This is a genomic window from Pseudomonas sp. NPDC088444 (assembly GCF_044900175.1).
Taxonomy (GTDB): domain Bacteria; phylum Pseudomonadota; class Gammaproteobacteria; order Pseudomonadales; family Pseudomonadaceae; genus Aquipseudomonas.
Window position 1 is genome coordinate 167,360 of record NZ_JBJDNK010000009.1, and the last position, 17,239, is coordinate 184,598.

Genomic DNA, 17,239 nt, shown 5'->3' on the forward strand with positions numbered 1-17,239 from the left:
TCCGTTGCCGTCTGCACGACCGGGCTCTTGAAGGAGCGACCATGAGCAGCCTGCCGAACCCCGCCGAACTGATCAGCCAGATGGCGATCGACCTGACCGCATACCTGAATAAAAGAAGCATCAGCGAGCCACGCTTCATTGGCATTCGCACAGGTGGCGTGTGGGTCGCTCAAGCCCTGCTTGAGGCCTTGGGCAGCCAGTCGCCGCTGGGCACGCTTGACGTGTCGTTCTACCGCGATGACTTCAGCCAGAACGGCCTGCACCCGCAGGTGCGCCCATCGGAGCTACCTTTCGAGATCGAAGGCCAGCATCTGGTGCTGATCGACGATGTGCTCATGAGCGGGCGCACCATTCGCGCCGCCCTCAACGAGTTGTTCGACTACGGCCGCCCTGCCAGCGTAACGCTGGTCTCGCTGCTGGATCTGGACGCCGCCGAGCTGCCGATTCGCCCGAATGTGACCGGAGCGACGCTGAACCTGTCTCCCAACGAGCGCGTCAAGCTGTCCGGCCCGACGCCGCTGACGCTTGAACTGCAAGACCTTTCCACCGATTCCGCCGCCCTCTAAGAGTCCTTTGCGATGACGCCTCTCGACGCCAAGCGCCCGCTGCAACTGAACCATCAGGGTCAGTTGCAACATTTTCTCTCGCTCGACGGTTTGCCCCGCGAACTGCTCACCGAAATCCTCGACACCGCCGACTCGTTCCTTGAAGTCGGCGCGCGGGCGGTGAAGAAAGTCCCGTTGCTACGCGGCAAGACCGTGTGCAACGTGTTCTTCGAAAACTCCACGCGCACCCGCACCACCTTCGAGCTAGCGGCGCAACGGCTGTCGGCGGACGTCATCACCCTGAACGTCTCGACTTCGTCCACCAGCAAAGGCGAGACCCTGTTCGACACCCTGCGCAACCTTGAGGCCATGGCCGCCGACATGTTCGTCGTGCGCCATGCCGACTCGGGTGCCGCGCACTTCATCGCTGAACACGTCTGCCCACAGGTGGCGATCATCAACGGCGGCGACGGCCGTCATGCGCACCCGACTCAGGGCATGCTCGACATGCTGACCATTCGCCGCCACAAGGGCGACTTCAAGAACCTCTCGGTGGCCATCGTCGGCGACATCCTGCACTCCCGCGTGGCGCGCTCGAACATGATCGCGCTCAAGGCACTGGGCTGCCCGGACATCCGCGTGGTCGCCCCAAAAACCCTGCTGCCGATTGGCGTCGAGCAGTATGGTGTGAAGGTCTACACCGATCTGGCCGAAGGCCTGAAAGACGTCGACGTGGTGATCATGCTGCGCCTGCAACGCGAGCGTATGTCGGGTGGCCTGCTGCCGAGCGAGGGCGAGTTCTACCGCCTGTTCGGCCTGACCACTGCGCGTCTGGCCGGTGCCAAGCCGGACGCCATCGTCATGCACCCCGGCCCGATCAACCGGGGCGTGGAAATCGAGTCGGCAGTGGCCGACGGCGCCCACTCAGTGATCCTCAATCAAGTCACCTACGGCATCGCAGTGCGCATGGCCGTCTTGTCCATGGCCATGAGCGGCCAAACCGCACAACGTCAGTTCGAGCAGGAGAACGCCCAGTGAAGTTCAGCATCCTTGGCGCTCGCGTCATCGACCCTGTCAGCGGTCTGGACCAGGTTCTCGACATTCACCTGGAAGCCGGAAAGGTCCTCGCCCTCGGTGCGGCCCCAGCCGATTTCGTTCCAACGCAAACCATCGACGGCAAAGGCCTCGTCGCCGCACCCGGCCTGGTCGACCTGAACGTATCCCTGCGCGAGCCGGGCTACAGCCGCAAAGGCAGCATCGCCAGCGAAACCCGCGCCGCCGCAGCGGGTGGCGTGACCAGTCTGTGCTGCCCGCCCCGGACCAAGCCGGTTCTGGACACCTCGGCGGTTGCAGAGCTTATTTTGGACCGCGCCCGCGAGGCCGGGCACAGCAAGGTGTTTCCAATCGGCGCGCTGAGCAAGGGCCTCGAAGGCGAGCAACTGGCCGAACTGATCGCCCTGCGCGACGCAGGCTGCGTGGCGTTCACCAACGGCCTGACCCACTTCGGCAGCAACCGCACGCTGTGCCGCGCGCTGGAATACGCGGCGACGTTTGACCTGACCGTGATCTTCAACTCGCAAGATCATGATCTGGCCGCAGGCGGTTTGGCTCACGATGGCCCGACAGCGGCTTTCCTCGGCCTGCCGGGCATTCCGGAAACCGCAGAGACCGTGGCGCTGGCTCGTGATCTGCTGTTGGTCGAACAAAGTGGCGTGCGTGCGCACTTCACGCAACTGACCAGCGCCCGTGGCGTTGAATTGATTGCTCAGGCGCAAGCTCGCGGCCTGAAAGTCACCGCTGACGTTGCGCTGTATCAACTGATTTTGACCGATGAAGCACTGATCGACTTCTCAAGCCTCTATCACGTGCAACCACCGCTGCGCACCCGCGCTGATCGCGATGCGCTGCGTGAAGCGGTCAAGTCCGGCGTGGTGCAGGCAATCGCCAGTCATCACCAGCCCCATGAACGAGATGCGAAGCTGGCCCCGTTCGGCGCAACCGAGCCGGGTATCAGCAGCGTGGAGCTGTTGTTGCCACTGGCAATGACACTGGTGGAAGACGGCCTGCTGGACCTGCCGACGCTACTTTCGCGCCTGAGCGCAGGTCCGGCTGCGGCATTGCGCTTGCCAGCGGGTCAGATTGCAGCGGGGGCTGCGGCGGATTTGGTGTTGTTCGACCCGGCGGCGTCGACCGTCGCTGGCGAGAAGTGGCTGTCCAAAGGCGAAAACTGCCCGTTCACAGGGCATTGCCTACCGAGCGCGGTGAAGTACACCTTTGTGGATGGACGCATCAGCTACATCGCGTGATGTAGTCCCGCGTCTGATTGACACAATCGGCCCTAACGGCAACGCAAAACCTGTGGGAGCCGGCTTGCTGGCGAAAGTGGAGTGTCAGTCAGCTGATTCATAGCTGACCCACCGCTTTCGCCAACAAGTCGGCTCCCACAATTGTCCCGCGTGCCTTCAATGACGCTCTGCGTTTTTCACTGAGACCTGGTCATTCAGCGTCCAGAAGTCATACAGCACCCCTAGAAACGCCAACCCGCCGGTCAAGAGGTAAAGGATCCCGGTGATCCATTTGCCCTGATACATCCGATGCACGCCAAACACACCGAGAAACGTCAGCAGAATCCAGGCGACGCTGTAATCGGTTGAGCCTGCATGAAAACGCAAGTCCGCCTCGCGATCCATCGATGGAATTAGAAACAGGTCGATCAGCCAGCCAATCCCCAGCAAACCGAAAGTGAAAAACCAGATCGTCCCGGTCACAGGTTTGCCGTAATAAAAGCGATGAGAACCGGTGAAGCCGACGATCCACAACAGATAGCCCATCACTTTGCTATGCGTGTCCGGGCGCTGGCCGTCAGGGTAATAGGTGTTCATTGGGTTCCTCTTTTGCACCGATAGAAAAAAATATGCGTAACTTTTGTGACTTTAGTAGCGCCGTCCGACGTATGGTTTGAACATCTGCGACTTCGTGCAAACCCTTGATACGTAAGGCGTTGACTACAGTCATTTGACAGTTTTACCGCCAAATCTGACTTTCAGGGCAGTAAATTGTTCGACAAATGGGATCAGCGCGCTTGAAAAAGCTGTTATAAAGTTGCGCGCTGACCCACATGAGCCCTGCCTAATGCGTCCATTTTTAAAGACATGGCTGACTATTTGTCTATTTATGCCACTGGCCGCCCACGCCACCAATCGTGAGCAATCGCTACCACCGAGCTTCACCGGTTTCACCGCGAAAAGTCATCCTTCGCAAACCACGGTAGCCAGCAACATCGCCACTCAGGAGGCCATCGAAGAAACCGCAACACCTCTTGAGACGTCCAGCAAGAAAAGCCGAGCGACCAAAGGCAAGAAAGCCCAAAGCACTCGCAAGATTTCGAAGAACACCGTCGCCCTCGCTTCTGCCGGGCAGGCGGGGACCAAGCAAAGCAGCAACGTGGTGAACCGGGCCGTCAAGGCCATCGGCACCCCGTATCGTTGGGGTGGCACCAGCCCGACGAAAGGCTTCGATTGCAGCGGTCTGGTGAAATACGCGTTCAACGATGTGAGCGAAGTGGACCTGCCTCGCACCTCCAACGCCATGGCTGAAGGCCATGGGCAGAAGGTCGATCGCAAGGACCTGAAACCGGGCGACTTGCTGTTCTTCAACATCAAGAGTCGCAAGGTGAACCACGTCGCGATCTACCTGGGTGATGGCCAGTTCGTGCACGCCCCTCGTCGCGGCAAGGCCGTGACCGTCGACACGCTGAACAAGCCGTACTGGGACAGCCACTACGTGATCGCCAAGCGCGTATTGCCCAAACAGCCGCCGAGTCATAAAGGCACGGTGCGGGTCGCGCAGCGCTGATACGCGGCATTCTGTCTGACGACGGAAAAACTTGTGGATTGCAATATCTGTGGGAGCGAATTCATTCGCGAGACAGTCGTACAGCCGATAGAGATTGATCGGATGTACCGGCCAATCGCGAATGAATTCGCTCCCACAATTGTTTGCAGCGTCTGAGCGCTAGAAATTATCCGGCGTCTTCGCCTTCTCGCGAGCGCTCTCCCGCGTGATCAGCCCCTTGCTAATCAGATCTTTCAGACACATGTCCAGGGTCTGCATCCCTAGCGCCCCGCCGGTCTGAATAGACGAGTACATCTGCGCCACCTTGTCCTCTCGAATCAGGTTACGGATCGCCGAAGTGCCGATCATGATTTCGTGCGCCGCCACTCGACCGCCGCCCACCTTCTTCAACAGCGCCTGAGACACGATGGCATGCAGCGACTCGGAGAGCATCGAGCGAATCATCGATTTCTCCTGCGCCGGGAAGACGTCCACGATCCGGTCGATACTTTTCGCCGCCGACGTGGTGTGCAGCGTGCCAAACACCAAGTGGCCCGTTTCCGCAGCCGTCAGCGCCAGACGAATGGTTTCCAGGTCCCGCAGCTCGCCCACCAGAATCACGTCCGGGTCCTCCCGCAGTGCCGAGCGCAATGCTTCAGCAAAGCCGTGAGTGTCGCGGTGGACTTCACGTTGGTTGATCAGGCTTTTCTTGGACTCGTGAACGAATTCGATAGGGTCTTCGATGGTGAGGATGTGGTGATGCTTATTGGCGTTCAGGTAATCGACCATCGCCGCCAGCGTCGTCGATTTACCGGAACCCGTAGGGCCGGTGACCAGCACCAGGCCGCGAGGAACGTCTGTAATCTTCCGAAACACTTCCCCCATGCCCAACTCTTCCATGCTCAGGACCTTCGATGGAATGGTCCGGAACACGGCGCCCGCGCCACGGTTCTGGTTGAAGGCGTTGACCCGAAAGCGCGCCACCCCCGGCACTTCAAAAGAGAAGTCCGTTTCCAGATCTTCCTCGAAGTCCTTGCGCTGGCGGTCGTTCATGATGTCGTAGATCAGCGCCTGTACCTCTTTCTGGTCCAGCGCTGGCAGATTGATCCGTCGCACATCGCCGTCCACACGGATCATCGGTGGCAGGCCAGCCGAGAGGTGTAAGTCCGACGCGCCTTGCTTGGCACTGAAGGCAAGCAGCTCGGTAATATCCATACAGCTCCTCATCACATAGAATGCCGCAGACTTTAGCCCTGCTGGCGCAAATCAATGTCCACGATAGCAGAGAACATTTCAACGCTCGCAGAGCGAATTCGCATCGCAGCGCAGGCCGCTCAACGCGACCCGGCGACCGTCAGGCTGCTGGCCGTGAGCAAGACCAAACCAGCCAGTGACCTACGCGAAGCGTACGACGCGGGTCTGCGCGACTTCGGCGAGAACTACCTCCAGGAAGCCCTCGGCAAACAGACCGAATTGAGCGATTTGCCCTTGATCTGGCATTTCATCGGCCCCATCCAGTCAAACAAGACTCGCGCCATCGCCGAGCATTTCGACTGGGTACACTCCGTGGATCGTCTGAAAATCGCACAACGCCTGTCCGAACAGCGCCCTGCTGAACTGCCCCCGCTCAACATCTGCATTCAGGTCAACGTCAGCGGTGAAGCCAGCAAGTCCGGCTGCACGCCTGAAGAGCTGCCTGCGTTGGCGCAAGCGATCAACGCCCTGCCCAATCTGAGATTGCGCGGCGTGATGGCAATTCCCGAACCCACCGAAAACAGCGACGAACAGAACGCTGCCTTTGCTGCCGTGCGCAGCCTGCAAGACCAACTGAAGCTGCCGCTGGACACCCTTTCCATGGGCATGAGCCACGACCTGGAAGCCGCCATTGCACAAGGCGCAACCTGGGTGCGGATCGGCACGGCCCTCTTTGGCGCCCGTGATTACGGGCAGCCCTAACCTTTGCCTCACAGGAAATCGTTCATGAGCAAGACTCGTATTGCGTTCATCGGCGCCGGCAACATGGCTGCCAGCCTGATTGGCGGCATGCGCGCCCAAGGCGTCGAGGCTGAATTGATCCGCGCCAGCGATCCTGGTGCCGAAACGCGCGAGCGCATCAGCAAAGAACACGGCATCAAAACCTATGCCGACAACTCAGAGGCCATCGAAGGCGCTGACGTCGTTCTGTTGGCGGTCAAGCCGCAGATGATGAAAGCCGTTTGCGAGGCGCTCAAACCCTCGTTGAAACCAAATCAGCTGATCGTCTCGATTGCCGCCGGTATCACCTGCGCCAGCATGAAAGGCTGGCTCGGCGAGCAACCCTTGGTGCGCTGCATGCCCAACACCCCGGCGCTGCTGCGTCAGGGCGTGAGCGGTTTGTACGCCACCGCAGACGTGACGACGGCTCAGCGCCAACAGGCGGAAACCCTGCTTTCGGCTGTGGGCATCGCGCTGTGGGTCGACACCGAAGCGCAGATCGACGCCGTCACTGCCGTTTCCGGCAGCGGCCCTGCGTACTTCTTCCTGCTGATCGAGGCGATGGCAGCTGCTGGCGTCAAGTTGGGCCTCTCGCCTGAGGTCGCCAAGCAACTAAGCCAGGAAACCGCGCTGGGTGCCGCACGCATGGCCACTACCAGCGATGTCGATGCCGCCGAGCTGCGTCGTCGCGTCACCTCGCCTGCGGGCACCACGGAAGCGGCGATCAAATCGTTCCAGGCGGACGGTTTCGAAACGATCGTTGAAAAGGCGCTTGGCGCCGCTGCACATCGCTCGGCCGAACTCGCCGAACTGCTGGGCAAATAAGGAGCGATTTATGAATGCACTCACCGGCGCCACAATTTTCGTCATTCAGACGCTGATCAGCCTGTACCTGACAATCGTTCTGCTGCGCTTCGTGCTGCAACTGGTCAAAGCCAACTTCTACAACCCGCTCAGCCAGTTCGCCGTGAAGGCCACTCAGCCTCTGCTCAAGCCGATTCGCCGCATCGTTCCAAGCGTGCTGGGGCTGGATACGTCGTCGCTGTTGCTGGCCATCGTGATTCAGGCGCTGTTGATGGCCTTCGTGCTGATGATGACCTACGGCACCATCGGCGACTTCCCGCACCTGTTGATGTGGGCAATCATCGGTATCACCTCGTTGCTGCTGAAGATCTTCTGGGTGGCGATGATCATCATGGTGATCGTCTCGTGGATCGCCCCCGGCACCCACAACCCGGCGGCCGAGCTGGCCTACCAGATCAGCGAGCCGATCCTGGCGCCGTTCCGCCGCATCGTCCCGAACCTGGGTGGCATGGACATCTCGCCGATTTTCGCGTTTCTGGCGATTCAGGTGGTGCAGTCGTACGTCATGCCTGAACTGGCGGGCTATGCCGGTATGCCGCAAGAGTTGTGGCGGATGATCTGATCCCCAGCCTTGACACTCCCCTGTAGCAGTCCGGCTTGCCGCGACAGCGATCATTCAGACGCTACCGCCATCAAGCCGGACTGCTACGGGAGTTGTGTACGCCACTCCTGTTGTTTGCTTGCCGCTCCCCCCCGCGATCTTTAGACTTACGCCTCATTTCAGTGAGAGCAGGGTCGATGTCCACGGTCTTTCCCGAAGATTCTGTTGGTCTGGTCACGCCGCAAACGGCGCATTTCAGCGAGCCACTGGCTCTGGCCTGCGGTCGTTCGCTGGCCGCATACGACCTCATCTACGAAACCTACGGTCAACTCAACGCCGCCAAAAGCAACGCGGTGTTGATCTGTCACGCCTTGTCCGGCCATCACCACGCTGCCGGTTACCACAGCACCGAAGACCGCAAGCCGGGCTGGTGGGACAGTTGCATCGGCCCCGGCAAGGCGATCGACACCCACAAATTCTTCGTCGTCAGCCTGAACAACCTCGGCGGCTGCAATGGTTCCACCGGCCCCAGCAGTATCAACCCGGAAACCGGCAAGCCGTTCGGCGCCGATTTCCCGGTACTGACCGTCGAAGACTGGGTGCACAGTCAGGCGCGACTCGCCGACACCCTCGGCATCATTCAATGGGCCGCCGTGGTCGGCGGCAGCCTGGGTGGCATGCAGGCGTTGCAGTGGACGATGACCTATCCGGACCGCGTGCGCCATTGCCTGGCAATCGCCTCGGCGCCCAAGTTGTCGGCACAGAACATCGCCTTCAACGAAGTCGCGCGCCAAGCCATCCTCACCGACCCCGAATTCCATGGTGGCTCGTTCCAGGAACAGGGCGTGATCCCTAAACGCGGCTTGATGCTGGCGCGTATGGTCGGCCACATCACTTACCTGTCCGACGACTCGATGGGCGAGAAATTCGGCCGTGGCCTGAAAAGCGAAAAGCTGAACTACGACTTCCACAGCGTCGAGTTTCAGGTCGAAAGCTACCTGCGTTATCAGGGCGAAGAGTTCTCCGGGCGTTTCGACGCCAACACTTACCTGCTGATGACCAAGGCGCTGGACTATTTCGACCCGGCCGCCAACTTCAACGACGATCTGGCCGCGACCTTCGCCAACGCCACCTCGAAATTCTGCGTGATGTCCTTTACCACCGACTGGCGCTTCTCCCCTGCCCGTTCGCGGGAACTGGTGGACGCGCTGATGGCCGCGAAAAAGGACGTTTGCTATCTGGAGATCGACGCACCGCAAGGCCACGACGCCTTCCTGATGCCGATTCCGCGCTATTTGCAGGCCTTCACCAGCTACATGAACCGAATTGCACTCTGAGGACACCATGAGAGCCGACCTGGAAATCATCCAAGACTGGATACCGGCAGGCAGCCGCGTGCTCGACCTCGGCTGTGGCGACGGCGAATTGCTGGCCTGGCTGAAGGACAACAAGCAAGTGACCGGCTACGGTCTGGAAAACGACCCCGATAACATCGCCCGTTGCGTGGCGCGGGGCGTTAACGTCATCGAGCAGGATCTGGACAAAGGCCTGGGCAACTTCGCCAGCAACAGCTTCGACATTGTGGTCATGACCCAGGCGCTGCAAGCCGTGCATTACCCCGACAAGATCCTCGACGAAATGCTGCGCGTTGGCCGCCAGTGCATCATCACCTTCCCGAACTTCGGTCACTGGCGCTGCCGCTGGTACCTGGCAAGCAAGGGCCGGATGCCGGTGTCCGAGTTCCTGCCGTACACCTGGTACAACACGCCAAACATCCACTTCTGCACGTTCGCGGACTTCGAAGAACTGTGCCGCGGGCGTTCAGCGAAGGTCATTGATCGGCTGGCGGTGGATCAACAGCATCGCCACGGTTGGACCAGCAAGCTTTGGCCTAATCTGTTGGGTGAGATCGGCATCTATCGAGTCAGCAGCCCTACGTTGCAGGACCACCAGATCGCCGTGTAATCCCGACAAGAAGGAGAACGATCATGGCGCGTCTGCTAACCCTGCTGGGCCTGTTGATGACGCTCGCCATGTCAGCGATGGCCGCCGACAGCGCCAGCCCGACACGACAACAGCAGTTCGGCGACCTGATCGTTCATTACAACGCCTTCGCCTCCGGCATGCTGCAACCGGCGATTGCCGCGGAATACGGCCTGACCCGCAGCAAGGGTCAAGGCGTGATCAACATCACAGCGATCAAGGACGGCAAGACCGTCATGGCCAGCGTCGACGGCTCGGTCGCCGACCTGACCGGGCGCAAGAAAACCTTGAGCTTCAAGTCGATCAGTGAGAACAGTTCGATTAATTACCTCGCCCAGTTCGCTGTGGAGCCTGATACCTCGGCCACTTACGTGTTCACGATCAACGTCAAAGCGGCTGACGGCGAAACCCACACGCTCAGCTTCAACCAACAGATTTTCTCGGACGAATGATGAATTTTTCCCAACTCGTACTGGCCAGCCACAACGCAGGCAAACTCAAAGAACTTCAGGCCATGCTCGGCGGCAGCGTAAAACTGCGCTCTATCGGCGAATTCAGCAGCGTCGAACCTGAAGAAACCGGCCTGTCGTTCGTCGAGAACGCCATCCTGAAAGCCCGCAATGCCGCGCGCATTTCCGGGCTGCCTGCATTGGCGGACGACTCGGGCCTCGCGGTGGACTTTCTGGGCGGCGCGCCGGGCATTTATTCCGCTCGTTACGCCGATGGCAAAGGCGACGCGGCGAACAACGCCAAACTGCTCGACGCTCTGAAAGACGTGCCCGAAGAACAACGTGGCGCGCAGTTCGTCTGCGTGCTGGCGCTGGTTCGTCATGCCGATGACCCGCTACCGATTCTCTGCGAAGGGCTGTGGCATGGGCGCATCCTGACCGCCGCCAGCGGCGAACATGGTTTTGGTTACGACCCACTGTTCTGGGTGCCGGAGCGCAATCTGTCGAGCGCAGAGCTGACGCCTGCCGACAAGAACCAGATCAGCCATCGCGCCCGCGCCATGGCCATTCTGCGTCAGCGTCTGGGTTTGTAATGGTCAGTGATCTTCACACTCGGCCGCTGATCCTTGGCGCGGCCGGTCTCAGTTCGGAATCGGCACGACCTCCGCTGGCCGAGCTGCCCCCGCTGTCGCTGTACATCCATATCCCCTGGTGCGTGCGTAAATGCCCGTATTGCGATTTCAACTCCCACACCGCCAGCGCCGTGCTGCCGGAAGAGGAGTATGTCGACGCGCTGCTGGCCGATCTCGATCAGGATTTGACTCACGTCTATGGCCGTGAGCTGAGCACAATCTTCTTCGGCGGCGGCACGCCAAGCCTGTTCAGCGCAGAAGCCCTAGGACGGCTATTGAGGGGCGTCGAGCAACGCATTCGTTTTGCTCCGGACATAGAAATCACGCTGGAAGCCAACCCCGGCACCTTTGAACAGGTCAAATTCAGCGCCTATCGCGGCCTGGGGATCAACCGCCTGTCCATCGGTATTCAGAGCTTTCAGGAAGCCAAGCTCAAGGCCCTCGGACGCATTCACAATGGTGATGAAGCCGTGCGCGCGGCGGACATGGCGCGTCAGGCCGGTTTTGATAACTTCAACCTGGACTTGATGCACGGGCTACCCGATCAGTCCGAGGATGACGCGCTGGGCGATCTGCGTCAGGCCATCGCCCTCGCGCCGACGCATTTGTCTTGGTATCAGTTGACCCTAGAGCCCAATACCGTGTTCTGGAATCAACCGCCGACGCTGCCGGAAGACGACATCCTCTGGGACATCCAAGAGGCCGGTCAGGCGCTGCTGCGAGAAAACGGCTACGCGCAATACGAAGTTTCGGCCTATGCACAGCCAGGACGTATTGCACGCCATAACCTGAACTACTGGAGTTTCGGTGATTTCATCGGCATCGGTGCTGGCGCCCACGGCAAACTCAGCCACCCTGACGGCCGTATCGTTCGCACCTGGAAAACCCGGTTGCCCAAGGATTACCTGAACCCGGCCAAGCCGTTTCAGGCGGGCGAAAAGCTGTTGCCGCTGGATGAAATGCCGTTTGAATTCCTGATGAACGCCCTGCGCCTGACAAATGGGGTCGACGCTGCATTATTTCAGCGCCGCACCGGTCTAAGCCTCGATTCGCTCGCCAGCGCGCGTCAGCAAGCCGAACAAAGAGGTTTGCTGGAGGCCGATCCCACGCGTCTGGTAGCGACTGCCCGAGGTCAACTGTTCCTCAATGACCTGCTGCAGGATTTTCTTCTTTAAGGCTTAACGCTAAGGAAACTGAATGGACCTCGTACTCGACCTGCTGGCCACTGTCTCACGCTGGAGTCGCAGCAACCTGTCGGAAATCGCGCTGGCGTTGGTGGGCTGCCTGTTGATCCTGTTTGGCGCAGATATCAAAGGCTGGATCGAAGGCCGGTTGAGCAGCTTTGCCGGTGCCTTGCGCGTCCCGGTCATGGCGCTGCTGTGCACCATCGGTAGCGGCGCTGCGCTGATTTACGCCACGCCATGGGTCGTGCGCGGACTCAGCCAGTTCAACAACTACAGCCTGGCGCCGGTATTGCTGGTGGTGCTGGTCTTGATTGGCGTGGTGGCTGATCGCAAGTGATGGACATCGCACCCGTAGGCTTCACGGGTGCGACGCTTTCATTAGCGAATGCTCTGGATGCTGCCTTTGTTGCCGGTAACCTTGACGTTCACCTGCTTGAAGATGAAGTAATCGTTGACGGTCACTTCATAACGCGGCGCTACAATCAGGTCTGAACCGGACGACTTCACCGCCTTATAGGCCGCCGCAGCCTTGGCCTGAGAGATCGGGTCCGGCAGAGGCAAGCCCATGCCGCCACCGCTTGCGCCGCCATACGTCACACCGTCAGCGAATTGAGTATCGCCGCCGATGTTCAACCAGCCGAACAGAACGTTGCTGGACGATTCACCCTGAATGGTTTCGCCAACTTTCACGTCCGCCTTGAGATCGGTCGTCACATCGCCAGAAAGCGACGCAACCGGTTGGCTCATGTTGTAGCTGACACAGCCACTCGTCGTTGCGATCAGCGTAGCGACTGCGGCCATTTGCCAGATCTTTTTCATCATCATTCCCCGTTTTCAACATTGATAGGTGCAACGGCAGGACGATAGCGATCAAATTTGGCGAGCGAAGCAGGAGGGTTCTGACGGGGGTGTAGTTTCGCTTTGAAGGGGCTGAAGGATGAATCCTACAAGAATCCACCGATCCAGATCATGAACGACTGTGGGAGCGAACTCATTCACGATTGGCCGGTACAGACGGTATATCCCTATCGTCTGCAATAGCTCATCGCGAATGAATTCGCTCCCACTGGTTTGCGCACCTCTGCACCCTCATCGGTGCAGCACGGTCAGATCAAGCGATCTTTTCGAACTTCAGATCCCATACCCCATGCCCCAAGCGCTCGCCACGGCGTTCGAACTTGGTGATCGGGCGCTCCGCAGGGCGCGGAACGCATTTGCCGTCTACGGCCAAGTTGCGATAACCCGGCGCGACGTTCATCACTTCCAGCATGTATTCGGCATAAGGTTCCCAGTCGGTGGCCATGTGCAGAATGCCGCCCGGCTTGAGCTTGCTGCGCACCAGCGCCGCGAATTCGGCCTGCACGATACGGCGCTTGTGATGGCGCGCCTTGTGCCACGGGTCCGGGAAGAACAGCATCAGGCGATCGAGGCTGTTATCGGCCACGCAACGGTTGAGCACTTCGATCGCATCGCAATCGTAGACTCGCACATTGGTCAGGCCTTGGGTCAGCACGCCATTGAGCAGTGCACCGACACCCGGACGGTGCACTTCAACGCCGATGAAATCCTGTTCAGGCGCAGCCGCTGCCATTTCCAGCAGCGAGTGGCCCATGCCGAAGCCGATTTCCAGCGTGCGTGGCGCGGAACGGCCAAACACCTGATCGAAATCCACCGGCGCGTCCGCCAGCGGCAAGACAAACAGCGGCTTGCCCTGGTCCAGACCGCGTTGTTGGCCTTCGGTCATGCGACCGGCGCGCATCACGAAGCTCTTGATGCGCCGATGATGGCTGTCATCGCCCTGGGCTTTACCGTCTTCGTCGTTCATCACTTCGTCGTCCGGAAGTGGGTCGGGCGTTTGCGAATCAATCATCAACAGGCTCTTACTTGATCAGACCATCCAGCGGCGAGGACGCGCTGGCATAGAGTTTTTTCTGCATACGCCCAGCCAGGTAAGCCATACGGCCTGCCAGGATGGCGTGTTTCATGGCTTCGGCCATCAGGATCGGTTGCTGCGCGTGGGCGATGGCCGAGTTCATCAGCACCGCTTCACAACCCAGTTCCATGGCGATGGTGGCGTCGGACGCAGTGCCAACACCGGCATCGACCAGCACCGGGACTTTCGATTCTTCAAGAATGATCTGCAGGTTGTACGGGTTGCAAATGCCAAGACCGGTGCCAATCAGCCCCGCCAGCGGCATGACCGCACAGCAGCCGATTTCCGCCAGTTGACGCGCGATGATCGGGTCATCGCTGGTGTAGACCATCACGTCGAAACCATCCTTGACCAGCGTTTCAGCGGCCTTGAGGGTTTCGATTACGTTGGGGAACAGCGTCTTCTGGTCAGCCAGCACTTCCAGCTTGACCAGGTTGTGGCCGTCAAGCAGTTCACGGGCCAGGCGGCAGGTGCGCACGGCTTCGATGGCGTCGTAGCAACCTGCGGTGTTCGGCAGGATGGTGTAGCGGTCCGGCGGCAGCACGTCGAGCAGGTTCGGTTCGCCCGGGTTTTGACCCAGATTGGTCCGGCGCACGGCGACGGTGACGATCTCGGCACCCGAGGCTTCGATGGCCAGACGGGTCTCTTCCATGTCCTTGTACTTGCCGGTGCCGACCAACAGGCGCGACTGGAAAGTACGACCGGCCACGGTAAACGGCTTGTCGCTACGAACGTTGCTCATTGGAAATCCTCTTTATGGTTGAGGTTCTTGCAATTCTTCTGGATCGGGCAGCAGCGCGAGGCTGAAAGGCCTAGCCGCCGCCGATGGCATGCACCACTTCGACCTGATCACCTTCGTTCAGCGTCGTGGAAGCATGCTGGCTGCGCGGCACGATATCCAGATTGAGCTCGACCGCAATTCGACGCCCGGCCAGGTCCAGACGGGTCAACAACGCCGCAACGGTCTCGCCGTCGGGCAGTTCGTAGGATTCACCGTTCAACTGAATGCGCATGCGAAGGCAGCCATCATTTTAGGGGGCGTGCATTCTAGCCCGATCAGTCAGGATGAAAAAGGCAAAGCAGCGCCATTCGTCATGCGCAACCCTTTAAAGGGTATCCACGCCCAAACGCCACGCGGTCCAGCCCAAAATGAACCAACCGACCAGGAAACACAGGCCACCAATCGGCGTGATGATGCCCAACTTGCTGACACCCGTCAGGGTCAGGGCATAGAGGCTGCCGGAGAACAACAGAATGCCCAGCGTAAATGCTATACCGGCGTAGCTGACCAGCCGCCCCTGAATCTGCGTAGCGAGAATCGCGACGCCAAAGATCGCCAGCGCATGGATCAACTGGTACAGCACACCGGTATGAAAAATCGCCAGGTATTCCGGGGTTAGCCGGTTTTTCAAGCCGTGGGCAGCAAATGCGCCTAGCCCAACACCGGTGAATCCGAAGAAAGCGGCCAACATCAGAAAGGTTCGAAGCATGTGTAACTCCAGGTTCAATGGCGCGTGATCTGTATAATGGCCCGCTCAACGGGTTCGGCCAAGCCATCTCTATGCTGCGTTTTTTTCTTCGTCGTATCACCAAAGGCCTGCTCTGGTTCGCAGTGGCCAGTGTCGTGCTGGTTTTGATTTTTCGTTTCGTGCCTCCGCCCTTTACGGCGTTGATGGTCGAGCGCAAGGTTGAATCCTGGTTCGATGGTCAACCCATCGATCTGCAACGTGATTGGGAGCCGTGGGAGAAAATTTCCGACGATCTGAAAGTCGCGGTCATTGCGGGTGAAGACCAGAAATTCGCCGAGCACTGGGGTTTCGATATCGACGCCATCCAGGCCGCACTGGTTCACAACGAACGAGGCGGCTCAATTCGCGGCGCCAGCACCCTGAGCCAGCAAGTCTCGAAAAACCTGTTCTTGTGGTCGGGTCGCAGCTACTTCCGTAAGGGGCTGGAAGCCTGGTTCACGGCGTTGATCGAAGTGTTCTGGTCCAAGCAGCGGATTCTTGAGGTTTACGTCAACAGCGTTGAATGGGACGACGGCGTGTTCGGCGCCCAGGCAGCGGCTCAGCACCACTTCCACGTGAATGCCAGCCAACTGTCGATGCAGCAGGCCAGCTACCTTGCCGCCGTACTGCCCAACCCACGGGTCTGGAGCGCCAGCCATCCGAGCAGCTACGTATCACAACGTGCCGGGTGGATTCGCCAGCAGATGCGTCAGTTGGGTGGGGATGAGTATCTGGTGGGGTTGAATCACAGCCGTAAGTGGTGAAATTACAAACCTGTAGAAGTGCCGCCCAGACCAAGCTCACTCCTACAGGTGATTAGGCAACTACACAAACAAAAACGCCCCGATCATCTCGGGGCGTTTTTCGTTTCGGTTGGTCGCTTACGCTGCAATCGATAGCTTGAGCTTGTTCATCGCGCTCTTTTCGAGTTGACGAATACGCTCGGCAGAGACGTTGTACTTCTCGGCGAGGTCATGCAGCGTTGCCTTTTCCTCAGCCAGCCAGCGCTGGTAAAGGATGTCGCGACTGCGTTCATCAAGCACACTCAACGCTTCGTGCAGGTTCGCCGTCGAGCTATCAGACCAATCGGCGTCTTCCAACTGACGCGCCGGATCGTAACGATGGTCTTCCAGATAGTTGGCTGGCGACTGAAATGCGCTGTCGTCGTCCGCTTCCGCCGCCGGATCGAACGCCATGTCCTGGCCCGTCAGACGGCTTTCCATTTCGCGCACTTCACGCGGCTCAACGCCAAGGCTTTCCGCTACGCGATGCACTTCTTCGTTGTTCAGCCAGGCCAGACGCTTCTTCTGGCTGCGCAGGTTGAAAAACAGCTTGCGCTGGGCCTTGGTGGTCGCGACTTTCACGATGCGCCAGTTGCGCAGGATGAACTCGTGAATCTCGGCCTTGATCCAGTGCACAGCGAACGACACCAAACGAACGCCCATTTCTGGGTTGAAACGCTTCACGGCTTTCATCAAGCCGACGTTGCCTTCCTGGATCAGGTCAGCCTGAGCCAGTCCATAACCGGAATAACTGCGTGCGATATGCACGACAAAACGCAGGTGGGCGAGCACCATCTGCCGAGCCGCCCCTAGATCCTGCTCGTAATAGAGACTCTCGGCCAGTTCACGCTCCTGCTCGGGAGTCAGCAATGGAATGCTGTTCACCGTGTGCACATAGGCTTCCAGGTTTGCACCCGGAACCAAGGCATAAGCAGGTTGCAAAGAATTGGTCATACGAAAAAACCTCCTACACATGACTCGTGCAGTTCAGCACTGCGAAATTGACCGGG

General features: G+C 59.4%; 22 protein-coding genes. 14 read left to right on the forward strand and 8 right to left on the reverse strand.

The features are described 5' to 3' along the window. The first annotated feature begins 41 nt into the window (after positions 1-41). Genes pyrR through ACI2KB_RS18845 form a run of 3 tightly spaced genes read left to right on the forward strand, consistent with a single transcriptional unit; the run spans position 42 to position 2,851 of the window. Complete coding sequence (gene pyrR / locus ACI2KB_RS18835) at positions 42-566, forward strand: bifunctional pyr operon transcriptional regulator/uracil phosphoribosyltransferase PyrR (RefSeq protein WP_404636705.1); 525 nt, start codon at positions 42-44, stop codon at positions 564-566. Positions 567-578: 12 nt separating this feature from the next. Further along, on the forward strand, positions 579-1,583 hold the full coding sequence (locus ACI2KB_RS18840) for an aspartate carbamoyltransferase catalytic subunit (protein WP_404636706.1): 1,005 nt from the start codon (positions 579-581) through the stop codon (positions 1,581-1,583). After that, entirely contained in the window at positions 1,580-2,851 is a 1,272-nt protein-coding gene (locus ACI2KB_RS18845; protein ID WP_404636707.1) for a dihydroorotase, read from the forward strand. Before ACI2KB_RS18840 ends, ACI2KB_RS18845 begins: the two co-directional genes overlap by 4 nt. 156 nt (positions 2,852-3,007) lie before the next feature. On the opposite strand, the gene ACI2KB_RS18850 is transcribed toward ACI2KB_RS18845, so the two are convergent. Beyond that, positions 3,008-3,427, reverse strand: a complete 420-nt coding sequence (locus ACI2KB_RS18850; protein WP_404636708.1) for an NINE protein — start codon at positions 3,425-3,427, stop codon at positions 3,008-3,010. Positions 3,428-3,677: 250 nt separating this feature from the next. On the opposite strand from ACI2KB_RS18850, the gene ACI2KB_RS18855 reads away from it, so the two are divergent. Next, complete coding sequence (locus ACI2KB_RS18855; RefSeq protein WP_404636709.1) at positions 3,678-4,400, forward strand: C40 family peptidase; 723 nt, start codon at positions 3,678-3,680, stop codon at positions 4,398-4,400. 159 nt (positions 4,401-4,559) lie between these two features. Here ACI2KB_RS18855 and ACI2KB_RS18860 read toward each other — a convergent pair whose 3' ends face one another. Continuing rightward, positions 4,560-5,594, reverse strand: coding sequence for a type IV pilus twitching motility protein PilT (locus tag ACI2KB_RS18860; RefSeq protein WP_081565107.1), 1,035 nt, complete (start codon positions 5,592-5,594; stop codon positions 4,560-4,562). Positions 5,595-5,648: 54 nt separating this feature from the next. On the opposite strand from ACI2KB_RS18860, the gene ACI2KB_RS18865 reads away from it, so the two are divergent. The 9 genes from ACI2KB_RS18865 (at position 5,649) to ACI2KB_RS18905 (ending at position 12,343) form a co-directional block, all read left to right on the forward strand. Continuing rightward, a complete protein-coding gene (locus ACI2KB_RS18865; protein WP_404636710.1) occupies positions 5,649-6,335 on the forward strand; it encodes a YggS family pyridoxal phosphate-dependent enzyme in 687 nt (228 codons plus the stop codon). A 24-nt stretch (positions 6,336-6,359) separates the two neighbouring features. Beyond that, positions 6,360-7,178: a pyrroline-5-carboxylate reductase gene (proC, locus tag ACI2KB_RS18870; RefSeq protein WP_404636712.1), complete on the forward strand. Its 819-nt coding sequence runs from the start codon at positions 6,360-6,362 to the stop codon at positions 7,176-7,178. Positions 7,179-7,188: 10 nt separating this feature from the next. Beyond that, positions 7,189-7,779 (forward strand): YggT family protein, encoded by a 591-nt coding sequence (locus ACI2KB_RS18875; protein ID WP_404636714.1) that lies wholly within the window; start codon positions 7,189-7,191, stop codon positions 7,777-7,779. 176 nt (positions 7,780-7,955) lie between these two features. Continuing rightward, positions 7,956-9,095: a homoserine O-acetyltransferase gene (locus ACI2KB_RS18880; protein WP_404636716.1), complete on the forward strand. Its 1,140-nt coding sequence runs from the start codon at positions 7,956-7,958 to the stop codon at positions 9,093-9,095. 7 nt (positions 9,096-9,102) lie between these two features. Next, the gene (gene metW / locus ACI2KB_RS18885) at positions 9,103-9,723 is read left to right on the forward strand and encodes a methionine biosynthesis protein MetW (protein WP_404636718.1); all 621 of its coding nucleotides are present in this window, start codon (positions 9,103-9,105) and stop codon (positions 9,721-9,723) included. Positions 9,724-9,746: 23 nt separating this feature from the next. Beyond that, a complete protein-coding gene (locus ACI2KB_RS18890; protein ID WP_404636720.1) occupies positions 9,747-10,193 on the forward strand; it encodes a DUF4426 domain-containing protein in 447 nt (148 codons plus the stop codon). Then, positions 10,190-10,783: an RdgB/HAM1 family non-canonical purine NTP pyrophosphatase gene (gene rdgB, locus ACI2KB_RS18895; protein WP_404636722.1), complete on the forward strand. Its 594-nt coding sequence runs from the start codon at positions 10,190-10,192 to the stop codon at positions 10,781-10,783. The genes ACI2KB_RS18890 and rdgB overlap by 4 nt, the downstream gene beginning before the upstream one ends. After that, positions 10,783-11,997 carry a radical SAM family heme chaperone HemW gene (gene hemW / locus ACI2KB_RS18900; protein WP_404636724.1) on the forward strand — a complete coding sequence of 405 codons (1,215 nt, stop codon included), beginning with the start codon at positions 10,783-10,785 and terminating at the stop codon, positions 11,995-11,997. The genes rdgB and hemW overlap by 1 nt, the downstream gene beginning before the upstream one ends. A gap of 22 nt (positions 11,998-12,019) precedes the next feature. Continuing rightward, positions 12,020-12,343, forward strand: coding sequence for a DUF3392 domain-containing protein (locus ACI2KB_RS18905; RefSeq protein WP_062385487.1), 324 nt, complete (start codon positions 12,020-12,022; stop codon positions 12,341-12,343). Positions 12,344-12,384: 41 nt separating this feature from the next. On the opposite strand, the gene ACI2KB_RS18910 is transcribed toward ACI2KB_RS18905, so the two are convergent. From ACI2KB_RS18910 to ACI2KB_RS18930, 5 genes are all read right to left on the reverse strand, one after another. Continuing rightward, positions 12,385-12,825, reverse strand: a complete 441-nt coding sequence (locus ACI2KB_RS18910; protein WP_404636726.1) for a hypothetical protein — start codon at positions 12,823-12,825, stop codon at positions 12,385-12,387. A gap of 292 nt (positions 12,826-13,117) precedes the next feature. Continuing rightward, positions 13,118-13,831: a tRNA (guanosine(46)-N7)-methyltransferase TrmB gene (gene trmB / locus ACI2KB_RS18915; protein ID WP_404637015.1), complete on the reverse strand. Its 714-nt coding sequence runs from the start codon at positions 13,829-13,831 to the stop codon at positions 13,118-13,120. 55 nt (positions 13,832-13,886) lie between these two features. Beyond that, positions 13,887-14,681, reverse strand: coding sequence for a thiazole synthase (locus ACI2KB_RS18920; protein WP_108237662.1), 795 nt, complete (start codon positions 14,679-14,681; stop codon positions 13,887-13,889). A gap of 70 nt (positions 14,682-14,751) precedes the next feature. Beyond that, positions 14,752-14,952 (reverse strand): sulfur carrier protein ThiS, encoded by a 201-nt coding sequence (gene thiS / locus ACI2KB_RS18925; RefSeq protein WP_404636728.1) that lies wholly within the window; start codon positions 14,950-14,952, stop codon positions 14,752-14,754. 93 nt (positions 14,953-15,045) lie between these two features. Continuing rightward, positions 15,046-15,429 carry a DUF423 domain-containing protein gene (locus ACI2KB_RS18930; RefSeq protein ID WP_404636730.1) on the reverse strand — a complete coding sequence of 128 codons (384 nt, stop codon included), beginning with the start codon at positions 15,427-15,429 and terminating at the stop codon, positions 15,046-15,048. 71 nt (positions 15,430-15,500) lie between these two features. Between ACI2KB_RS18930 and mtgA the strand changes: the two genes are divergently transcribed. Continuing rightward, positions 15,501-16,211 carry a monofunctional biosynthetic peptidoglycan transglycosylase gene (mtgA, locus tag ACI2KB_RS18935; RefSeq protein ID WP_404636732.1) on the forward strand — a complete coding sequence of 237 codons (711 nt, stop codon included), beginning with the start codon at positions 15,501-15,503 and terminating at the stop codon, positions 16,209-16,211. 117 nt (positions 16,212-16,328) lie between these two features. Here the strand turns inward: mtgA and rpoH are convergent, their stop codons facing one another. Beyond that, the gene (rpoH, locus tag ACI2KB_RS18940) at positions 16,329-17,183 is read right to left on the reverse strand and encodes an RNA polymerase sigma factor RpoH (RefSeq protein ID WP_404636734.1); all 855 of its coding nucleotides are present in this window, start codon (positions 17,181-17,183) and stop codon (positions 16,329-16,331) included. Positions 17,184-17,239 lie beyond the last annotated feature (56 nt).